The following is an 18,187-nucleotide window of genomic DNA, read 5'->3' on the forward strand; positions in this document are numbered from 1 at the left end:
GCCCCGCCACCGGTGGACGGATGCGGCTCAGCCGCCACCCCCGCCAGGTGCGAGTGCCGCTCGGTCCGCCGAGCCCGTACCGGTCTCCGGACCGCTCGGGCCGAAGCGGCTCGGCACGTTCGGGGCGTCAGGCGTGGCTGTCACCTGGCTGCCACGGACAAAACCGAGCCTGACCCGGCCGTACGCAGACGCGAGCGGGGAGCGCCACCGTGCGCACCACGACATCGGCTGCGCGGGAGCCGGGCGCAACACCTTAGGAGTACGGCTATGGCCGTCGTCACGATGCGGGAGCTGCTGGAGAGCGGCGTCCACTTCGGTCACCAGACCCGTCGCTGGAACCCGAAGATGAAGCGCTTCATCATCACCGAGCGCAACGGCATCTACATCATCGACCTCCTGCAGTCGCTGAACTACATCGACCGCGCCTTCGAGTTCATCAAGGAGACCGTTGCCCACGGCGGCAGCGTCCTCTTCGTCGGCACGAAGAAGCAGGCCCAGGAGGCCATCGCCGAGCAGGCCACCCGCGTGGGCATGCCCTACGTGAACCAGCGCTGGCTCGGCGGCATGCTGACCAACTTCTCGACCGTCTACAAGCGTCTGCAGCGCCTCAAGGAGCTCGGCGAGCTGGACTTCTCGGACGTGGCCGGCTCCGGCCTGACCAAGAAGGAGCTCCTGGTCCTCCAGCGCGAGCACGACAAGCTGGAGAAGACCCTCGGCGGTATCCGTGACATGCAGCGCGTTCCCAGCGCTGTCTGGATCGTGGACACCAAGAAGGAGCACATCGCGGTCGGTGAGGCCCGGAAGCTCAACATTCCGGTCGTCGCCATCCTCGACACCAACTGTGACCCCGACGAGGTCGACTACAAGATCCCGGGCAACGACGACGCGATCCGCTCCGTCACCCTGCTGACCCGTGTGATCGCCGACGCCGTCGCCGAGGGCCTCAAGTCCCGCGCCGGTGTCGCCAAGGGCGACGTCAAGGCCGAGCCGGGCGCCGACCAGCCGCTGGCCGACTGGGAGAAGGACATCCTCGAGGGCGAGAAGAAGGCCGAGGAGGCCCCCGCCGCCGCCGAGGCCCCCGCTGCCGAGGCCCCCGCTGCCGAGGCCCCCGCTGCCGAGGCTCCGGCCGCCGAGGCCCCCGCTGCCGAGGCTCCGGCCGAGCAGGCCTGACGTACCAAGGGTGAGGGGCACCCACCGGTACGACACCGGTCGGTGCCCCTCTCTCCCGTGCCTGGACCGAACCAGCGGTCCCGGCGCAACCCCACGCAGACACGCGAGACGCGAGAAGAGATTCACACCATGGCGAACTTCACCGCCGCGGACGTCAAGAAGCTCCGTGAGCTCACCGGCGCCGGCATGATGGACTGCAAGAAGGCCCTTGACGAGGCCGAGGGCGACGTCCAGAAGGCCGTCGAGCTCCTGCGCATCAAGGGCCAGAAGGGCGTTGCCAAGCGCGAGGGCCGCGACGCCTCCAACGGCGCCGTTGCCGCGCTGATCGCCGAGGACAAGAAGTCCGGCGTTCTGGTCGAGCTGAACTGCGAGACCGACTTCGTCGCCAAGGGTGACAACTTCGTCAAGGTCGCCGACGCGATCGCCGCCCACGTCGCCAGCAGCGCCCCGGCCGACCTGGACGCCGCCCTGGCTTCCGAGATCGAGGCCGGCAAGACCGTCCAGCAGTTCGTGGACGAGGCCAACGCGACCCTGGGCGAGAAGATCGTCTTCCGTCGCTTCGCCCAGTTCGACGGTGACGGCTTCGTCGCGGTCTACCTCCACAAGACCAGCCCCGACCTGCCGCCGGCCGTCGGCGTCCTGGTCGAGCTGGACAAGGAGAACGCCGACGTCGCCAAGGACGTTGCGCAGCACATCGCCGCCTTCGCGCCGAAGTACCTCTCCCGCGAGGACATCCCGGCCGAGGACATCGAGAACGAGCGCCGCGTCGCCGAGGCCACCGCTCGCGAGGAGGGCAAGCCGGAGGCCGCCCTCTCGAAGATCGTCGAGGGTCGCGTCACCGGCTTCGTGAAGGAGAACTCCGTCCTGGAGCAGGCCTTCGCGAAGGACAACAAGAAGACCGTCGCCAAGGTCCTCGAGGAGAACGGCGTCGCCCTCAAGCGCTTCGCCCGTTTCCGCGTCGGCGCCTGAGCCACGTTCCACCGGACTCCCGGCACGCTTAGGCTGGGAACCGCCCCCGCCCGCTGACCAGGGCGGGAGGGACGCGCCGAACGGGCTCACCCCAGCGTCATCCGTCTACGGGCGGGCCGCGTCGGCACCATGAACGACGAGGAGGCCATTGCCGTGCAGGACACCGAACCGGTTCCCGCGGCAGTGGCCTCCTCGCGTGTACGCGCAGGCCTGGGATCCGCACCCCAGCGTCTGTGAACCAGTAGGTGTAGAAGGAGAAGTCCATGCAGGAGACGCAGGAGACCGCGCAGGACCCCCAGGGCGGCTCGCGCCGCCGGGTGCTGCTGAAGCTGTCCGGTGAGGCCTTCGCCGGTGGCGGCGGGCTCGGCGTCGACCCGGACGTCGTGCATGCGATCGCCCGTGAGATCGCCACCGTCGTCCGCGCCGGTACCGAGGTGGCAGTGGTCATCGGCGGTGGCAACTTCTTCCGCGGCGCCGAGCTGCAGGTCCGCGGCATGGACCGGGCCCGTTCCGACTACATGGGCATGCTCGGCACCGTGATGAACTGCCTCGCGCTGCAGGACTTCCTGGTCAAGGAAGGCATCGAGACCCGGGTCCAGACGGCCATCACCATGGGCCAGGTCGCCGAGCCGTACCTGCCGCTGCGCGCCGTCCGACACCTGGAGAAGGGCCGTGTCGTGATCTTCGGCGCGGGGATGGGCATGCCCTACTTCTCCACCGACACCACGGCCGTCCAGCGAGCCCTGGAGATCCACGCCGACGTCCTGCTGATGGGCAAGAACGGCGTGGACGGCGTCTACGACTCCGACCCCCGGACCAACCCGGACGCGGTCAAGTTCGACGCGCTGGAGTACTCCGAGGTCATCGCCCGCGACCTCAAGGTCGCCGACCTCACCGCGATCACGCTGTGCAAGGACAACAACCTCCCGATGCTCGTCTTCGAGCTGCTGGCGGAGGGCAATATCGCGCGTGCGGTGAAGAGTGAGAAGATCGGCACACTCATCAGCCAGGATTCTGTCCGGGCCTGAGCAGCAGTCAGCCGTACGGGAGGGCGCCGGCACCGCGACCGGTTCCCTCCACACCGCGACCGGCTTCGACGCCGACACCGGTCGGGACACCAGCAGATGAACCGGACAGGGAGTACACAGTGATCGAAGAGACCCTCCTCGAGGCCGAGGAGAAGATGGAGAAGGCCGTCGAGGTCGCCAAGAACGACTTCGCCGCCATCCGCACCGGCCGTGCCCACCCGGCGATGTTCGCCAAGATCGTGGCCGAGTACTACGGCGCCGTGACGCCGATCAACCAGCTGGCGTCCTTCTCCGTGCCGGAGCCGCGGATGGCGGTCGTCGCGCCGTTCGACAAGACCGCGCTGAAGGCCATCGAGCAGGCGATCCGCGACTCCGACCTGGGCGTCAACCCGAGCAACGACGGCTCCATCATCCGGGTGGTGCTCCCCGAGCTCACCGAGGAGCGCCGCCGCGAGTACATCAAGGTCGCCCGCGGCAAGGGCGAGGACGCCAAGGTCTCGATCCGCTCCGTGCGCCGCAAGGCCAAGGACGCCATCGACAAGCTGGTCAAGGACGGCGAGATCGGCGAGGACGAGGGCCGCCGCGCGGAGAAGGAGCTCGACGACACGACGGCCAAGTACGTGGCCGGCGTCGACGAGCTGCTGAAGCACAAGGAAGCCGAGCTGCTCGAAGTCTGATGAACGACGCCCCTGACGCCCCTGGCTACTGGGGCCCATCCGACCAGCAGTACCCGCAGTACCAGCCGCACCCTCCGTACCGGCCCGCGCCGGCTCCGCAGCCGGCCGGGCCGGAGCAGCCCCCGCAGTACCAGCAGCCCGGGCAGCACCGGCCCGCGCAGCAGCTGCAACACCGGCAGCCGCAGCAGCCGGCCGGCCCGGGCGCCGCAGCGGGTGACCCCGGCCACCGAACGGGTCACTCGCAGCAGCCTCCGGTGTACTGGGGCGGCGACGCGGAGGAGACTCAGGTCATGCCTCCCGTACCGGCCGACCCAGGGCCCGACCCCGCCGAGGGGCCGGCCCGGGAGGCCGGGCGGCTGAGCGGCCCGCTGTTCCGGGACGAGCAGCCCCGGACGGCGGTGCCGGGTGCGGCGGAGACGGTCGTGCTGCGCGCGATCACCGACGACGTCGCCCCCACCCCCGGCCACGGCGGTCAGCCGCCGCACCCGGGGGCCCCGGCGTACCCCGCGCAGCCGCAGAGCCACCCGGCGGCCGGGCAGCCCCACCCTGTGCCGTCGTTCCCCCCAGGGCAGGAGACACCCGTGGCCCAGCCCGACCCGCAGCCGCAGCCGCGCAAGCAGCGCGGTGGTCGCAACCTCCAGGCCGCGATAGGCGTGGGGGTCGGCCTCGGCGCGGTGATCATCGCCTCGTTGTTCGTCGTCAAGGCGCTGTTCCTGGTCGTGGTGATGGCGGCGGTGTCCGTCGGCGTCTGGGAGCTGACCAGCCGGCTGTCCGAGCGCAAGCAGATCAAGGCGCCCCTGATCCCGCTGGTCGCGGGCGGCATCGCGATGATCGCCACCGGCTACTGGTCCGGGGTGCAGTGGGCGGCGGCATCGCTGGCCCTGACCGGGCTGGCGGTGATGGTCTGGCGGATGGCCGCGCCGCCGGAGAACTACCTGCGCGACATAACGGCCGGCATCTTCACCGCCTTCTACGTGCCGTTCCTGGCCACCTTCGTGGCGCTGATGCTGGCGGCCGACGACGGCCCGCAGCGGATCGTGCTGTTCCTGATCGTCACCGTCTGCAGCGACACCGGCGCCTACGCGGTGGGCTACAAGTTCGGCAGGACCAAGCTGGCCCCGACGATCAGCCCGGGCAAGACCCGCGAGGGCCTGGCCGGCGGCATCGGCCTGTCGATGCTGGCGGGTGCGCTGCTGATGCAGCTGATCATCGACGACGGAAGCTGGTGGCAGGGCCTGATCCTGGGCGGCTGTGCGGCGGTCGTGGCGACCCTGGGCGACCTGGGCGAGTCGATGATCAAGCGGGACCTCGGCATCAAGGACATGGGCACGCTGCTGCCCGGTCACGGCGGAATCATGGACCGGCTGGACTCGCTCCTGCCCACCGCCCCGGTGGTCTGGCTGCTGCTGGCGGCCTTCGTCGGCAGCTGACCGACCGCAACCGGTCGGACCGGTACGAGCGGGGCCCCGGACGCCAGGCGTCCGGGGCCCTGTGCCGTCTGCGCACCCCGCGGCGTCCGCGACATTGGATGAACCAGGCGCAAGCCCGGAGAACACTGACGGGTGACGCAACGAAGGGCCTCCTAGCAGCGGATTCGCCGCCGGTAGGGGCCCTCGCTCATGCGCTGGGCCGTCCCCGGGCCGTCAGGTGGTCGGTTCGCCCGGCAGGAACAGCCGGTCCACGGCCCTCCGGGCGCGGTCCTGGCTGTTCTGCATGAGGTGGGCATGGACCCGGAGCGTCAGGGCCGGGTCGGCGAGGCCGATGCTCTCGCCGTGCCGGAGCCCACACCGGCTTCCAAGCCGGCCATGGCCTGATAGCGCTCCGGCAGGGCCGCGCGGACAGAGATTGCCCGCAGCGGCGGATCACCCGGCAGCCGGTGGCACCGTGCACCGTTCAGGGCAGCTCCTGGCCCCACCGCCACGTCAAGGCGCGCAGGTGCTCCAGCGTGGCTTCGGCCGCTCGCCGCCGTATTGGCCGAGATCACTCCGCCTCCGCGCGGTACGGTGCCGAGGTGAACGAGGAACCGGTGACCATCAGCCTCACCCGCGATCAGGCGTTCGTGCTGTCTGACTGGCTGTTTGAAGTGATGATCAAGTCCGACCAACTGGACGCAATCGTGCCGGACAAGGCGGTGTGGTCCGCCGTGTATTCGATCTCCGGGCCTCTTGAGAAGGCGCTGCCTGAGATCTTCATGCCGGACTACGCCGGTCGCCTGGAGCGAGCTAGGAACCGCCTTATTGCCGCTATGGGGGGCGACGAAGACTCATCGGCAAGCAGCGAGTCTGGGTGAGTAACGGGGCCGTCCGCGGGCCGTCTGAGGACACCCGACGACGACAGACGACGCCCAGGGGCGACGGTTGCTCCCCAAGGGGGAGACGGGTCCGCTCCGGCGGTCTGCGACACTGGATGAACCATGCCTAAGCCCGGAGAACTGACCTTTGTCGCGCCGCGTGGCGCCAAGCCCCCGCGACACCTCGCCGACCTGAGCCCCGCCGAGCGCAAGGAGGCCGTCGCCGAGCTGGGCGAGCAGCCGTTCCGCGCGAAGCAGCTCTCCAACCACTACTTCGGCCGGATGTCGAACGACCCGGCGGCCTGGACGGACATCCCCGCCGCCAGCCGGGAGAAGCTCACCGAGAGCCTGCTGCCCGAGCTGATGTCGGTCGTCCGCCACGTCTCGTGCGACGACGACACCACCCGCAAGACGCTCTGGAAGCTGTTCGACGGCACGCTGGTCGAGTCGGTGCTGATGCGTTACCCGGACCGGGTCACGATGTGCATCAGCTCGCAGGCCGGCTGCGGCATGAACTGCCCCTTCTGCGCGACCGGCCAGGCCGGGCTGACCCGCAACCTCTCCACTGCGGAGATCGTCGAGCAGATCGCCGCCGGGATGCGCGCGCTCAAGGCCGGCGAGATCCCGGGCGGCGAGGCGCGCCTGTCCAACGTGGTCTTCATGGGCATGGGCGAGCCGCTGGCCAACTACAACCGGGTGCTGGCCTCGATCCGCCGCCTCACCGACCCGGCGCCGGACGGCTTCGGCCTCTCCCAGCGCGGCATCACCGTCTCCACCGTCGGCCTCGTTCCGGCCATGAACCGGCTCGCCGACGAGGGCCTGTCCTGCCGGCTCGCGCTGTCGCTGCACGCCCCGGACGACGAGCTGCGTGACGAGCTGGTGCCGGTGAACACCCGGTGGAAGGTGGCCGAGGTGCTCGACGCGGCGTGGAACTACGCGGAGAAGTCGGGCCGCCGGATCTCCATCGAGTACGCGCTGATCAAGGACATCAACGACCAGGCGTGGCGGGCGGACCTGCTCGGGCGGCTGATCAAGAACCACCGGGTACACGTCAACCTGATCCCGCTGAACCCGACTCCGGGCTCCAAGTGGACGGCCTCCCGGCCCGAGGACGAGCGTGAGTTCGTCCGCCGGCTCCAGTCCCACGGTGTGCCGACGACCGTCCGGGACACCCGCGGCCAGGAGATCGACGGCGCCTGCGGCCAGCTCGCCGCGGCGGGCTGACGAGGCCCGGGAGGCGGCGGCCGGCCGCGAGCCACGGGAGACGCCTGCGCCGGCCGCGGCGCCCCGGGAGACGCGGCTCGCCGGCTGCGGAGCCACGGGAGCCAGCAGCACCGACCGGCAAAGCCCCGGGGGGGCGGCAGCAGCCGACCGGCAAAGCCCCCGGGGGGCGGCAGCTCAGCGCAGCCCGGCGGCCGCCAGGACGGCGGTGAGCCCGCCGGTGACCAGCAGGACGGTGCCGGCCGCGAGCGTCCGCAGCGCCACCGCCCCGGCCAGCAGCCGGGGTGAGGCACCGAGCCGCAGCAGGGCGTCGGCGACGTCCTGGCGGGCGGTGCGCAGCTCGGCCAGCCGGGCCGCCACGGCGGCCGCCGTGCAGCCGAGCACCAGGCCGGCCTCGATCGCCGGCAGGGCGTCGGCGCTGTCGGGCGTGCCGATCCAGTAGCGGATGGTGGTGAGCACCAGCGCGAGCGCCAGGGCGAGCACGGCCAGCGGGGGCCCGAGCCGGCGGGCCTGCGCGGTCAGGCCCCGCCCGGCCAGCAGCCGCAGCGGGGTCGGCCGGCCGAGCGAGAGCAGCCGGCCGGCCCAGGAGAGCAGCGGACCGGTCAGCAGGGCGAGGCCGAGGGCGCTCGCGGCCCAGCCGCCGAGGGCGGCGGTGCTGGTGGTGCCGAGACCGGCCGGCAGGTGGATCGGGCGGCCGTCGACGGCGGCGCCGGGCCGCAGGGCGATCAGCTCCAGTGCGAGGCCGATCACGGCCAGGCCGACCGGCAGTGCGATCCGCGCCGGGCCGAAGCCGGTCCGGACCGGCCGCGGACGGCCGGGCAGGGTCTCGGCGAGCGGCACCGCGCCCGCGGCGGCGATCCCGGCGGTGAGCGGTACCAGGGCGAGCAGGGTGACCGGCGCGGCGGCCGGCAGCTTCACCCCCATGCCGAGGTCGGCGGCGAGCGAGGGCCCGGCGATGTCGTTGCGCAGGACCAGGAAGAGCAGCAGGGTCAGCACGGAGCCGAGGGTGCAGGCGAGTGCGACCTCGCCGGCGATCAGGGCCCGGATCCGGGCCGAACCGGCCCCGGCGGCGGTGAGGCCGGTGATCCGCTCGGGCCGCTGGGCGGGCACCGCGCGGGCGGCCACGGCGGCGAACCAGGCGACCGCGGCCAGCGGGGGCAGGCACCAGAGCAGGCGGGCGAGGGTGTCGCCGCCGCCCGGCGGGTCGCTCATCGCCCGGCCGAGGGCCCGCAGCAGGAAGGCGGCGACGACCGCGCCGGCCACTGCGGTGAGCAGCCAGCGGCCGAGGTCGGTCACCCGGTAGCCCCGGGCCAGACGGAGATAGAACACGTCGACTCTTTCAGCGGCGGGGCGGCGTCAGCGGCGCGTGGCCGATACGGCGGACTCCCCGGCGGCTCCCGGCGCGGCGGTGGTCCCGGCCGTCCCGGTGAATCCGGCGGTGGTGCGCGGGACGGGTGCGGCGGGGGCGGCCAGCCGTCCGTCGACGAGGGCGACGGCGCGGTCCGCGAACCGGACGAGCTCGGGGTCGTGGGTGGCCAGGACGAGGGTGAGCTGGTGCGAGCGGGCCGCGCTGGTCAGTATCCGCAGGACCTGGTCGGCGGCCTCGCGGTGGAGCGGGGCGGTCGGGTCGTCGGCGAAGACCACCGGCGGCAGCGGGGCGAGCGCCCGGGCGACGGCGATCCGCTGGCGCTGGCTCTGGATCAGCCGGTCGGGCCGGAGCCGGGCGATGTCGCCGACGTCGAGGCGTTCCAGCCACTCGTCGGCGGCGGTGTACGCGGCCTTGTTGCCGGCGCCGGCCAGCAGCAGCGGCAGGGCGACGTTCTCCCGGGCGGTCAGCTCGGGCACCAGGTGCGGTTCGGAGCCGACGAAGCCGAAGCGGTCGCGGCGCAGCCGTTCGCGGCCGGCCCGGCCGAGGGTGTGGACGGGGGCGCTGTTGAACCAGACCTCGCCCTCGTCGACCGGGAGGAGGGCGGAGAGGCAGCCGAGCAGCGTGCTCTTTCCGGAGCCGCGCGGGCCGGTGACGGCCAGTACCTCGCCCTCCCGGACGCCGAGCGAGATACCGCGCAGGGCGGGGGTGCCGTGATGGGACTTGACGATCCCCCGGGCCCACAGCACGTCGTTGTCAGGCGGGGCCGCTGACATGAGGTTCCATCCTGGGTGGCCGCAGGGATATGACAGTCGTCAGATTAGAACGATCGGGCCGTGGCGCGGTTGCGGCGCACTGGCCCATCAGGGGCAAATCACCCGTAATCAGGCGTGTTTGGCTCGTCTTCGATGCGGGATCCCGGCGGAAAACGTGCGGGAGCCCGCCGGAAATGGACGGCTGCCCGCTGGAGGTGGGACGGCCGCACGCTGGAGATGGACGGCAGCCCGCCGGCTGCGGACGGCCGCACGATGGAACTGGGTGACCGACGTGCAGGAAACACCGAAGGGCGGCCCCGCGGGAGGCGGGGCCGCCCTTCGGCGGAGGGTGAGGAAGAAAGATCAGGTCGTCAGATCTTCGCCCACGCGTCGGTGAGGCTGACCCGCAGGATCTGCTCGATCTCGTCGAAGGTCGACTGGTCGGAGATCAGCGGCGGCGCCAGCTGGATGACCGGGTCGCCACGGTCGTCGGCGCGGCAGTACAGGCCGTTGTCGAAGAGCGCCTTCGACAGGAAGCCGTAGAGCACGCGCTCGACCTCGTCGTCGTTGAACGACTCCTTGGTGACCTTGTCCTTCACGAGCTCGATGCCGTAGAAGTACCCGTTGCCGCGGACGTCGCCGACGATCGGCAGGTCGCGCAGCTTGTTCAGGGTGCCGAGGAAGTTCGCCTCGTTGTCCAGCACGCGCTGGTTCAGGCCCTCGCGCTCGAAGATGTCGAGGTTGGCCAGCGCCACCGCGGAGGAGACCGGGTGGCCACCGAAGGTGTAGCCGTGCAGGAAGGTGTTGTCACCCTTGTAGAACGGCTCGGCGAGGCGGTCCGAGATGATCGTGGCGCCGATCGGGGAGTAGCCCGAGGTCATGCCCTTGGCGCAGGTGATCATGTCGGGCTGGTAGCCGAACTTGTCGGCGCCGAACATGGTGCCCAGGCGGCCGAAGGCGCAGATGACCTCGTCCGAGACCAGCAGCACGTCGTGGCGGTCGCAGATCTCGCGCAGGCGCTGGAAGTACCCGGGCGGCGGCGGGAAGCAGCCACCGGCGTTCTGCACCGGCTCGACGAAGACGGCGGCGACGGTCTCGGCGCCCTCGTTGAGGATGGCCACCTCGATCTCGTCGGCGCACCAGCGGCCGTAGGCCTCGGGGTCGACCGTGCCGTCGGGGCCCTCGAGGAAGGCCGGGGCGCGGTAGATGTTGGTGTTCGGGGCCTTGTGGGTGCCCGGCACCAGCGGCTCGAACGGGGCCTTCAGGCCCGGCAGGCCGGTGATCGACAGGGCGCCCTGGGGGGTGCCGTGGTAGGCGACGGCGCGCGAGATGACCTTGTACTTGGTCGGCTTGCCGGTCAGCTTGAAGTACTGCTTGGCGAGCTTCCAGGCGGTCTCCACGGCCTCGCCACCACCGGTGGAGAAGAAGACCTTGTTCAGGTCGCCCGGGGCGTAGTTGGCCAGGCGCTCGGCCAGCTCGACGGCCTTCGGGTGGGCGTAGCTCCACACCGGGAAGAAGGCGAGCTCCTTGGCCTGCTTGGCAGCGGCCTCGGCCAGCTCCTCGCGGCCGTGGCCGGCCTGGACGACGAACAGGCCGGCGAGGCCGTCGAGGTACTTGCGTCCCTTGTCGTCCCAGACGTAGGTGCCTTCGCCCTTGACGATCGTCGGCACGGGGGAGTTCTCGTACGACGACATGCGGGTGAAGTGCATCCACAGGTGGTCGTAGGCGGTCTTGGAAAGGTCCTTCTGCGCCGGGTCGGCTGTCATCGGGTGCCCCAGGTGTAGGTCTGTTTCCGGAGCTTCAGGTAAACGAAGCTCTCGGTGCTCCGCACGCCGGGAAGCGCGCGGATGCGCTTGTTGATCAGTTCGAGCAGGTGCTCGTCGTCCTCGCAGACCAGTTCGGCCAGGAGATCGAACGAGCCTGCGGTGCAGACGACGTAGTCGACCTCGTCGAGGGCGGCCAGCGCGTCGGCGACGGGCTCGATGTCGCCCTCCACCCGGATTCCGACCATCGCCTGGCGGGTGAAGCCGACGGTGAGCGGGTCCGTGACGGCGACGATCTGCATCACGCCCTGGTCGAGCAGCTTCTGGACGCGCTGCCGTACGGCTGCCTCGGACAGGCCGACGGCCTTGCCGATGGCGGCGTACGGGCGGCGCCCGTCCTCCTGGAGCTGCTCGATGATCGCCTTGGAGGCGGCGTCGAGGGGAACGCTGGCGTTCCGGTCGCGGTTGGCCACGCCGCAACTGTGCCTGATCGTTCCTGTGTTCGCAAGCGCGGTAGCTGCTGATTTCGTCGTGATCTTGGAAATCCCATGCGGATTTCATCGTGATATCCGAGTTGGCCTGTCGATAACCGCAGCCGTGCGGCTACCCTGGCCCGGTACGCGCGCGGCTTCGCAGCGCAGCGGGCGTACCCCCAACCAGTGGACCGTGCCGCTTCCGGCCCGGCCACTCGGCACCCTTCGTCCGGCGGACCCGCCGACGTACCATGGCGCCGGAATCTGCAACGCCGCAGGCCCAGACCGAGGAGAGACCCGTGAGCGACCTTCGCACGCTGCGCAACTACATCAACGGTGAGTTCGTCGATGCGGCGGACGGCCGCACGCTCGACATCGTGGACCCCACCACCGGCGAGGTCTACGCGACGTCCCCGCTCTCGAGCGCCTCCGACGTCGACGCCGCCATGGCCTCCGCCGCCGCGGCCTTCCCGGTCTGGCGCGACGCCACCCCGAGCACCCGGCAGAAGCTGCTCCTCAAGATCGCGGACGCGGTCGAGGCGCGTGCCGACGAGATCGTCGACGTCGAGGTGCGCAACACCGGCAAGCCCCGCGCGCTGACCCTCTCCGAGGAGATCGGCCCGATGGTGGACCAGATCCGCTTCTTCGCCGGCGCCGCGCGTCTGCTGGAGGGCAAGGCCGCCGGTGAGTACATGGACGGGATGACCTCGATCATCCGCCGCGAGCCGGTCGGCGTCTGCGCCCAGGTCGCGCCGTGGAACTACCCGATGATGATGGCCGTCTGGAAGTTCGCCCCGGCCATCGCCGCCGGCAACACCGTCGTGCTGAAGCCCTCCGACACCACCCCGGCCTCCACCGTGCTGCTCGCCGAGATCATCGGCGGTGTGCTCAAGGAGCTGGACCTGCCGGCCGGCGTCTTCAACGTGATCTGCGGCGACCGCGAGACCGGCAAGGCCATGGTCGAGCACCCCACCCCGGCGATGGCCTCCATCACCGGCTCGGTGCGCGCCGGCATCTCGGTCGCCGAGTCCGCCTCCAAGGACGTCAAGCGCGTCCACCTGGAGCTGGGCGGCAAGGCCCCGGTCGTGGTCTTCCAGGACGCCGACATCGCCGAGGCGGTCGAGGGCATCTCGGTGGCCGGCTTCTTCAACGCGGGCCAGGACTGCACCGCCGCCACCCGCGTGCTGGTGCACGAGTCGATCCACGACGCCTTCGTCGAGGCGCTGGCCAAGGCCGCGGCCGAGACCAAGACCGGTGGCGTGGACGACGAGGACGTGCTCTACGGCCCGCTGAACAACGCCAACCAGCTGCAGCAGGTCACCGGCTTCATCGAGCGCCTGCCCGCACACGCCAAGGTCGAGGCCGGCGGCCACCGGGTCGGCGACAAGGGCTACTTCTACGCCCCGACCGTCGTCTCCGGCCTGAACCAGGACGACGAGATCATCCAGAACGAGGTCTTCGGCCCGGTCATCACCGTGCAGAAGTTCTCCGATGAGGACCAGGCCGTCGACTACGCCAACGGCGTGGAGTACGCGCTGGCCTCCTCGGTGTGGACCAAGGACCACGCCCGGGCGATGCGGATGTCGCGCCGGCTGGACTTCGGCTGCGTCTGGATCAACACCCACATCCCGCTGGTCGCCGAGATGCCGCACGGTGGCTTCAAGAAGTCCGGCTACGGCAAGGACCTCTCCTCCTACGGCTTCGAGGACTACACCCGCGTGAAGCACGTCATGACGGCGATCTGAACGGGATCCGCACGGCGGTCCGAGCCGCGCGCCGAGCCGCGCGCCGAGCCGCGCGCCGAGCCGCGCGCCGAGCCGCGTTCTGAGTGATCGCGTGATCTGACAATGGGCCCGGGTCTCTGCGACCCGGGCCCTGTGTCTTGTCACCCTGTCGGCCGTTCGCGTGACCGCCTGACAAGATGAACCTGCATTTCACGGTCGTGACTCCCTAGCCTTGCCGCATGAGCATCCCCACCGCTGACTCAGCTGCCGGCCAGGCCGTCAAGGCCGCCGACCGCGCGCACGTCTTCCACTCGTGGTCCGCCCAGGCACTGATCGACCCCCTCGCGGTGGCCGGCGCCGAGGGCTCCTACTTCTGGGACTACGAGGGCAACCGCTACCTGGACTTCTCCTCGCAGCTGGTGAACACCAACATCGGGCACCAGCACCCGAAGGTGGTCGCGGCGATCCAGGAGCAGGCCGCGAAGCTCTGCACCATCGCGCCCGGCTTCGCCGTCGAGGCCCGCAGCGAGGCGGCGCGGCTGATCGCCGAGCGCACCCCCGGTGACCTGGACAAGATCTTCTTCACCAACGGTGGCGCCGAGGCGGTCGAGAACGCCATCCGGATGGCCCGGCTGCACACCGGCCGGCAGAAGATCATGTCGACCTACCGCTCGTACCACGGCGCCACCGCCAACGCGATCGCCCTCACCGGTGACCCGCGCCGCTGGGCCAACGAGACAGGCGTCTCCGGTGTGGTCCACTTCTGGGGCCCGTACGCCTACCGCTCCCCGTTCCACGCCGAGAACGAGGCGCAGGAGTGCGAGCGCGCGCTGCGGCACCTGGAGGAGATGATCGCCTTCGAGGGCCCGGGCACCGTCGCGGCGATCATCCTGGAGACGGTGGTCGGCACCGCCGGGATCCTGATCCCGCCGCAGGGTTACCTGGCCGGGGTGCGGGAGATCTGCGACCGGTACGGGATCGTCTTCATCCTGGACGAGGTGATGGCCGGGTTCGGCCGCACCGGCGCCTGGTTCGCCGCCGATCACTGGGGCGTCACGCCGGACCTCATGACCTTCGCCAAGGGCGTCAACTCGGGCTACGTCCCGCTGGGCGGCGTGGCCATCAACGCCGAGATCGCCGCGACCTTCGCCGAGCGGCCGTTCCCCGGCGGGCTCACCTACTCCGGCCACCCGCTGGCCTGCGCCTCGGCCGTCGCGACCATCAACGTGATGGCGGAGGAGGGCATCGTCGAGAACGCGAAGCACATCGGCGAGAACGTGCTCGGCCCCGGCCTGCGCGAGCTGGCCGAGCGTCACCCCTCGATCGGCGAGGTGCGCGGCCTCGGCGTGTTCTGGGCGCTGGACCTGGTCAGGGACCGCACCACCCGCGAGCCGCTGGTGCCGTACAACGCCGCCGGCGCGGCCAACGCGCCGATGGCCGAGCTGGCCGCGGCCTGCAAGCAGCGCGGGCTCTGGCCGTTCGTCAACATGAACCGGTTCCACGTCGTCCCGCCGTGCACCGTCACCGAGGAGGAGGCCAAGGCCGGCCTCGCGGTGCTCGACGAGGTGCTGTCGCTCACCGACGCACACACTGTCTGACCTACCGACAGGACGGCCCCGGGTTGCCCGTGCGCCCGGGGCCGTCCCATGCCCCGGAGGCCCCACCATGTCCAGCACCACCCTCACCCGCCGCCCGGCCGGCCGCCGCCCGGCCGGCCGCCGCCGGCCGACCCGCCGCAGCGTGCTCGGCACCGCCGGGCTGCTCGGCCTCGGCACGCTGACCGGCTGCGGCATCCCGTCCGCGTACGTCGCCGAGGACCGCCGCTCCGCCCCCGACCGCTCGGAGCGCGAGCAGCGGCTGGCCTTCTCCAACTGGACGCAGTACATCGACACCGACGACGAGGGCGGGCGCCCCACCCTCGACGCGTTCACCGAGCGGACCGGGATCAAGGTCACCTACACCGAGGACATCAACGACAACGACGAGTTCTTCGGCAAGATCGGCCCGGTGCTCACCCAGGGCACCGACCCCGGCCGCGACCTGATGGTGGTCAGCGACTGGATGGCCGGGCGGTACGTCTCGCTCGGCTGGGTGCAGACCATGGACCGGGCCAACCTGCCCAACGTCACCGCTCAGTTGGACCCGCAGCTGGCCAGCCCGGCGTTCGACCCCGGGCGCCGGCGCAGCGTGCCGTGGCAGTCCGGGATCACCGGCATCGCCTACAACCGCAAGGAGCTCGGCCGGGAGATCAAGTCCACCGCGGACCTCTGGGCGCCCGACCTCAAGGGCCGGGTCACCCTGTTCGCCGGGTTGGACGAGGCGCTCGGGCTGCTGATGCTCGCGCACGGCGCCGACCTCGCGGCCTTCACCGAGGACGACGCGCACCGGGCGATGGACGCGGTGCAGAAGATGGTCGACGCCCGGCACATCCGCCGCTTCACCGGCAACGACTACACCAGCGACCTGGCCTCCGGCGCCGCGCTGGCCTGCCAGGCGTACTCCGGCGACGCCGTCCAACTCACCGCGGAGAACCCGGACATCGCGTTCGTGGTGCCGGAGGAGGGCGGCGAACTCTGGGCGGAGAGCCTGCTGATCCCCAACCGCGCCGGGCACAAGCGGAACGCCGAGCTGCTGATCGACCACTACTACCGGCCCGAGGTGGCCGCCGAACTGGCCGCCGCCGTGCAGTACATCTGCCCGGTGCCGGCCGCCCGCGAGGTGCTGGCGGCCAGCGGGGACAAGGAGAAGGCCGAGCTGGCGGAGCACCCGCTGGTCTTCCCGACCGAGGAGATGCGGGCCCGGCTGCACACCATGCGCGACGTCACCTCGGCCGAGCGGCCCGGTCTGCACAAGGTCTGGGGGCGCATCACCGGGGTCTGAGCCTCGCCGACGCGTCACCGGGGTCTGACCCTCGCCGACGCCTCACCGGCGTCCGGCCCCCGGCGACGCCCCGTCTGGGTCCGGCCCCCGCGACGCGTCACCGGGTCCGGCCCTCACCTGCGTACCGCGTCCAGGGCGAGCAGCGCGACGTGCAGGGAGAGGCAGGACTCCACCTGGTCGAGGTCGACGCCGAGGATCCGCTCGACCTTGTGCAGCCGGTCGTAGAAGGACGGCCGGGACAGGTGCGCGGCGTCGGCCGCCGCGGACTTGTTCCGGCCCTGCTCCAGGTAGATCCGCAGCATCTGCACCAACTGGGCGTTGTGCTCGGCGTCGTAGGCGAGCAGCGGGCCCAGCTCCCGCTCCACGTAGGTCTGCAGCCGGGCGTCGTCGCGCAGCAGGTGCAGCAGGCCGCGCAGCCGGACGTCGGGCAGCCGGTAGTAGGCGGCGGCCCGGCCGCCGGGTGCGTCGTGCAGGGCGGCGTCGGCGACCTGGGTGGCCTCCAGCAGGGTGCGGCGGGCGTCGCGGACGGAGCCGACCGAGGAGCCGACGGCGACCACCGGGGCCGGGGCGGGCGCGGCGTCCCGGTGGGCCTCCGCGTTCAGCCGGCGCAGCGCCGCGGCGAAGGCGTCCAGCGCGGCGTGCTCGTCCTGCTGGGTGCCGAGCGCGATCAGTACGCCCACGCCCTCGTCGTCCAGCGCGCCGACCAGGGCGGAAAGCCGGCAGACGCGGACGGCGCTCGCCGCCAGCTCGGTGAAGTCGCGCAGCCGGGCCTGCGCCTCCAGCGCGGCCGGGATCGGCCCGCGGCGCTGGCGCAGCACCACGCCGACCAGCCGCCGGCCGTCCAGCGGCACGCCGAGCGCCTGGGCGCGCAGGGCCACCTCGGAGACGGTCAGCGCATGGGTCAGGATGCCGGAGAGCAGAGTGCGGTGGGTCTGCCGCTCCAGGCTCTCCCGGTCGCGGACCACCAGCCGGTTGAGCGCCAGCGCGGAGGCCCCGCGCTCCAGCAGCATGGTGTGGGGATGGGTGCCGCCCTCCGGCAGCGGCCCCGGGTCCTGCACCAGGACGAGCCGGCCCCAGTCCTGGCCGCGCGCTCCGACGGTGGTCACCAGCCAGCCGCTGCGCGGGTCGTGGCCGGTCCGCCCGGCCGGGCGGACCCCGCGCGAGCGGCGCTCCCAGTCCTCCAGCAGCTCGGTCTCGGGCCGGCCGGCGGTGTCGTGCGCGAGCACCTGGTGGGCGAGGTTCTCCAGGACGACGGGCCCGCCGGCCATCCGGGCCACCTGGCGGACCACCTCGGCCGGTTCGGCGCCCTCCACCACCAGCTCGTTGAAGACCTGGTGGACCGCCTCGGAGATGCGCAGCTGCTCCAGCTGGGCGTTGACCACCAGGGCGTGCACGGCCTCGGTGACGGCGACGAAGCGCAGCTCGCGGCGGAGCGCGATCAGCGGCAGGCCGCGCTGCTCGGCGGCGTGCACCAGGGCGCGCGGCAGTGAGTCGAAGTACCGTCTTCCGAACTCGATGACCAGTCCGGCAACCCCGACCTCGTCCAGCTCGCGCACGTACTGCGCCAGGCCCTCGCGGTGCTCGGGCAGGGCGATGCCGGTGGTCAGCACCAGTTCGCCGCCCTGGAGCACGCCGGCGACGTCGGGCAGTTCGCTGACGTGGACCCAGCGGACCGGGCGCTCAAGATGGCCGGCGCCGGCGACGACCTGGGGGAGGCCGCGCCGCATCACCTCCAGGTCGAGCACACGGGCGACGGTGGGGAGCATCGCGGGCCTCCAGGGTTCAGAGTGTCAGGTAAATCATCCCTCGCGGCGACGATCTGTTGCCCTGCCCGAACCCTTCCACCCTGTAAGGCCCTTTGCGCCGCGCTT

General features: G+C 71.5%; 15 protein-coding genes. 10 read left to right on the forward strand and 5 right to left on the reverse strand.

From position 1 onward, the window contains the following. Positions 1 to 267 precede the first annotated feature (267 nt). The 7 genes from rpsB to rlmN all read left to right on the forward strand — a co-directional run bounded on the left by rpsB (position 268) and on the right by rlmN (position 7,358). Positions 268 to 1,170 (forward strand): 30S ribosomal protein S2, encoded by a 903-nt coding sequence (gene rpsB / locus ACZ3YO_RS36190; protein WP_465552088.1) that lies wholly within the window; start codon positions 268 to 270, stop codon positions 1,168 to 1,170. Positions 1,171 to 1,299: 129 nt separating this feature from the next. Next, the gene (gene tsf, locus ACZ3YO_RS36195) at positions 1,300 to 2,139 is read left to right on the forward strand and encodes a translation elongation factor Ts (RefSeq protein ID WP_396325954.1); all 840 of its coding nucleotides are present in this window, start codon (positions 1,300 to 1,302) and stop codon (positions 2,137 to 2,139) included. 263 nt (positions 2,140 to 2,402) lie between these two features. Further along, the gene (gene pyrH, locus ACZ3YO_RS36200; RefSeq protein ID WP_465552086.1) at positions 2,403 to 3,167 is read left to right on the forward strand and encodes a UMP kinase; all 765 of its coding nucleotides are present in this window, start codon (positions 2,403 to 2,405) and stop codon (positions 3,165 to 3,167) included. A 119-nt stretch (positions 3,168 to 3,286) separates the two neighbouring features. Further along, the gene (frr, locus tag ACZ3YO_RS36205; RefSeq protein ID WP_148642762.1) at positions 3,287 to 3,844 is read left to right on the forward strand and encodes a ribosome recycling factor; all 558 of its coding nucleotides are present in this window, start codon (positions 3,287 to 3,289) and stop codon (positions 3,842 to 3,844) included. A gap of 290 nt (positions 3,845 to 4,134) precedes the next feature. Continuing rightward, the gene (locus tag ACZ3YO_RS36210; protein WP_465578068.1) at positions 4,135 to 5,274 is read left to right on the forward strand and encodes a phosphatidate cytidylyltransferase; all 1,140 of its coding nucleotides are present in this window, start codon (positions 4,135 to 4,137) and stop codon (positions 5,272 to 5,274) included. Between the two features lie 581 nt (positions 5,275 to 5,855). Next, positions 5,856 to 6,134: a hypothetical protein gene (locus tag ACZ3YO_RS36215; RefSeq protein ID WP_465578032.1), complete on the forward strand. Its 279-nt coding sequence runs from the start codon at positions 5,856 to 5,858 to the stop codon at positions 6,132 to 6,134. A gap of 123 nt (positions 6,135 to 6,257) precedes the next feature. Continuing rightward, positions 6,258 to 7,358 (forward strand): dual-specificity RNA methyltransferase RlmN, encoded by a 1,101-nt coding sequence (rlmN, locus tag ACZ3YO_RS36220; protein WP_396325956.1) that lies wholly within the window; start codon positions 6,258 to 6,260, stop codon positions 7,356 to 7,358. A 174-nt stretch (positions 7,359 to 7,532) separates the two neighbouring features. On the opposite strand, the gene ACZ3YO_RS36225 is transcribed toward rlmN, so the two are convergent. From ACZ3YO_RS36225 to ACZ3YO_RS36240, 4 genes are all read right to left on the reverse strand, one after another. Then, positions 7,533 to 8,684, reverse strand: coding sequence for a hypothetical protein (locus ACZ3YO_RS36225; RefSeq protein ID WP_465578035.1), 1,152 nt, complete (start codon positions 8,682 to 8,684; stop codon positions 7,533 to 7,535). Between the two features lie 27 nt (positions 8,685 to 8,711). Next, positions 8,712 to 9,497: an ABC transporter ATP-binding protein gene (locus ACZ3YO_RS36230; RefSeq protein WP_465578037.1), complete on the reverse strand. Its 786-nt coding sequence runs from the start codon at positions 9,495 to 9,497 to the stop codon at positions 8,712 to 8,714. 350 nt (positions 9,498 to 9,847) lie between these two features. Continuing rightward, the gene (locus ACZ3YO_RS36235; protein WP_465552074.1) at positions 9,848 to 11,242 is read right to left on the reverse strand and encodes an aspartate aminotransferase family protein; all 1,395 of its coding nucleotides are present in this window, start codon (positions 11,240 to 11,242) and stop codon (positions 9,848 to 9,850) included. Next, positions 11,239 to 11,712: an Lrp/AsnC family transcriptional regulator gene (locus ACZ3YO_RS36240; protein ID WP_030243538.1), complete on the reverse strand. Its 474-nt coding sequence runs from the start codon at positions 11,710 to 11,712 to the stop codon at positions 11,239 to 11,241. Before ACZ3YO_RS36240 ends, ACZ3YO_RS36235 begins: the two co-directional genes overlap by 4 nt. A gap of 251 nt (positions 11,713 to 11,963) precedes the next feature. On the opposite strand from ACZ3YO_RS36240, the gene ACZ3YO_RS36245 reads away from it, so the two are divergent. From ACZ3YO_RS36245 to ACZ3YO_RS36255, 3 genes are all read left to right on the forward strand, one after another. After that, on the forward strand, positions 11,964 to 13,457 hold the full coding sequence (locus ACZ3YO_RS36245) for a gamma-aminobutyraldehyde dehydrogenase (protein ID WP_396325960.1): 1,494 nt from the start codon (positions 11,964 to 11,966) through the stop codon (positions 13,455 to 13,457). Positions 13,458 to 13,675: 218 nt separating this feature from the next. Further along, positions 13,676 to 15,034 (forward strand): aminotransferase class III-fold pyridoxal phosphate-dependent enzyme, encoded by a 1,359-nt coding sequence (locus tag ACZ3YO_RS36250; RefSeq protein WP_465578040.1) that lies wholly within the window; start codon positions 13,676 to 13,678, stop codon positions 15,032 to 15,034. A 67-nt stretch (positions 15,035 to 15,101) separates the two neighbouring features. Continuing rightward, on the forward strand, positions 15,102 to 16,316 hold the full coding sequence (locus tag ACZ3YO_RS36255) for a polyamine ABC transporter substrate-binding protein (protein ID WP_465578042.1): 1,215 nt from the start codon (positions 15,102 to 15,104) through the stop codon (positions 16,314 to 16,316). Positions 16,317 to 16,429: 113 nt separating this feature from the next. Here ACZ3YO_RS36255 and ACZ3YO_RS36260 read toward each other — a convergent pair whose 3' ends face one another. After that, positions 16,430 to 18,082 (reverse strand): PucR family transcriptional regulator, encoded by a 1,653-nt coding sequence (locus ACZ3YO_RS36260; RefSeq protein WP_396325963.1) that lies wholly within the window; start codon positions 18,080 to 18,082, stop codon positions 16,430 to 16,432. Positions 18,083 to 18,187: the final 105 nt, after the last annotated feature.

Source organism: Kitasatospora sp. NPDC022785, assembly GCF_055561295.1.

Bases quoted from the DNA above. Each gene is read 5' to 3' on its own strand.
- rpsB (WP_465552088.1), top strand. From the start codon at position 268: ATGGCCGTCGTCACGATGCGGGAGCTGCTGGAGAGCGGCGTCCACTTC.
- tsf (WP_396325954.1), top strand. From the start codon at position 1,300: ATGGCGAACTTCACCGCCGCGGACGTCAAGAAGCTCCGTGAGCTCACC.
- pyrH (WP_465552086.1), top strand. From the start codon at position 2,403: ATGCAGGAGACGCAGGAGACCGCGCAGGACCCCCAGGGCGGCTCGCGC.
- ACZ3YO_RS36210 (WP_465578068.1), top strand. From the start codon at position 4,135: ATGCCTCCCGTACCGGCCGACCCAGGGCCCGACCCCGCCGAGGGGCCG.
- rlmN (WP_396325956.1), top strand. From the start codon at position 6,258: ATGCCTAAGCCCGGAGAACTGACCTTTGTCGCGCCGCGTGGCGCCAAG.
- ACZ3YO_RS36230 (WP_465578037.1), bottom strand. From the start codon at position 9,497: ATGTCAGCGGCCCCGCCTGACAACGACGTGCTGTGGGCCCGGGGGATC.
- ACZ3YO_RS36235 (WP_465552074.1), bottom strand. From the start codon at position 11,242: ATGACAGCCGACCCGGCGCAGAAGGACCTTTCCAAGACCGCCTACGAC.
- ACZ3YO_RS36245 (WP_396325960.1), top strand. From the start codon at position 11,964: ATGGCGCCGGAATCTGCAACGCCGCAGGCCCAGACCGAGGAGAGACCC.
- ACZ3YO_RS36250 (WP_465578040.1), top strand. From the start codon at position 13,676: ATGAGCATCCCCACCGCTGACTCAGCTGCCGGCCAGGCCGTCAAGGCC.
- ACZ3YO_RS36255 (WP_465578042.1), top strand. From the start codon at position 15,102: ATGTCCAGCACCACCCTCACCCGCCGCCCGGCCGGCCGCCGCCCGGCC.
- ACZ3YO_RS36260 (WP_396325963.1), bottom strand. From the start codon at position 18,082: ATGCTCCCCACCGTCGCCCGTGTGCTCGACCTGGAGGTGATGCGGCGC.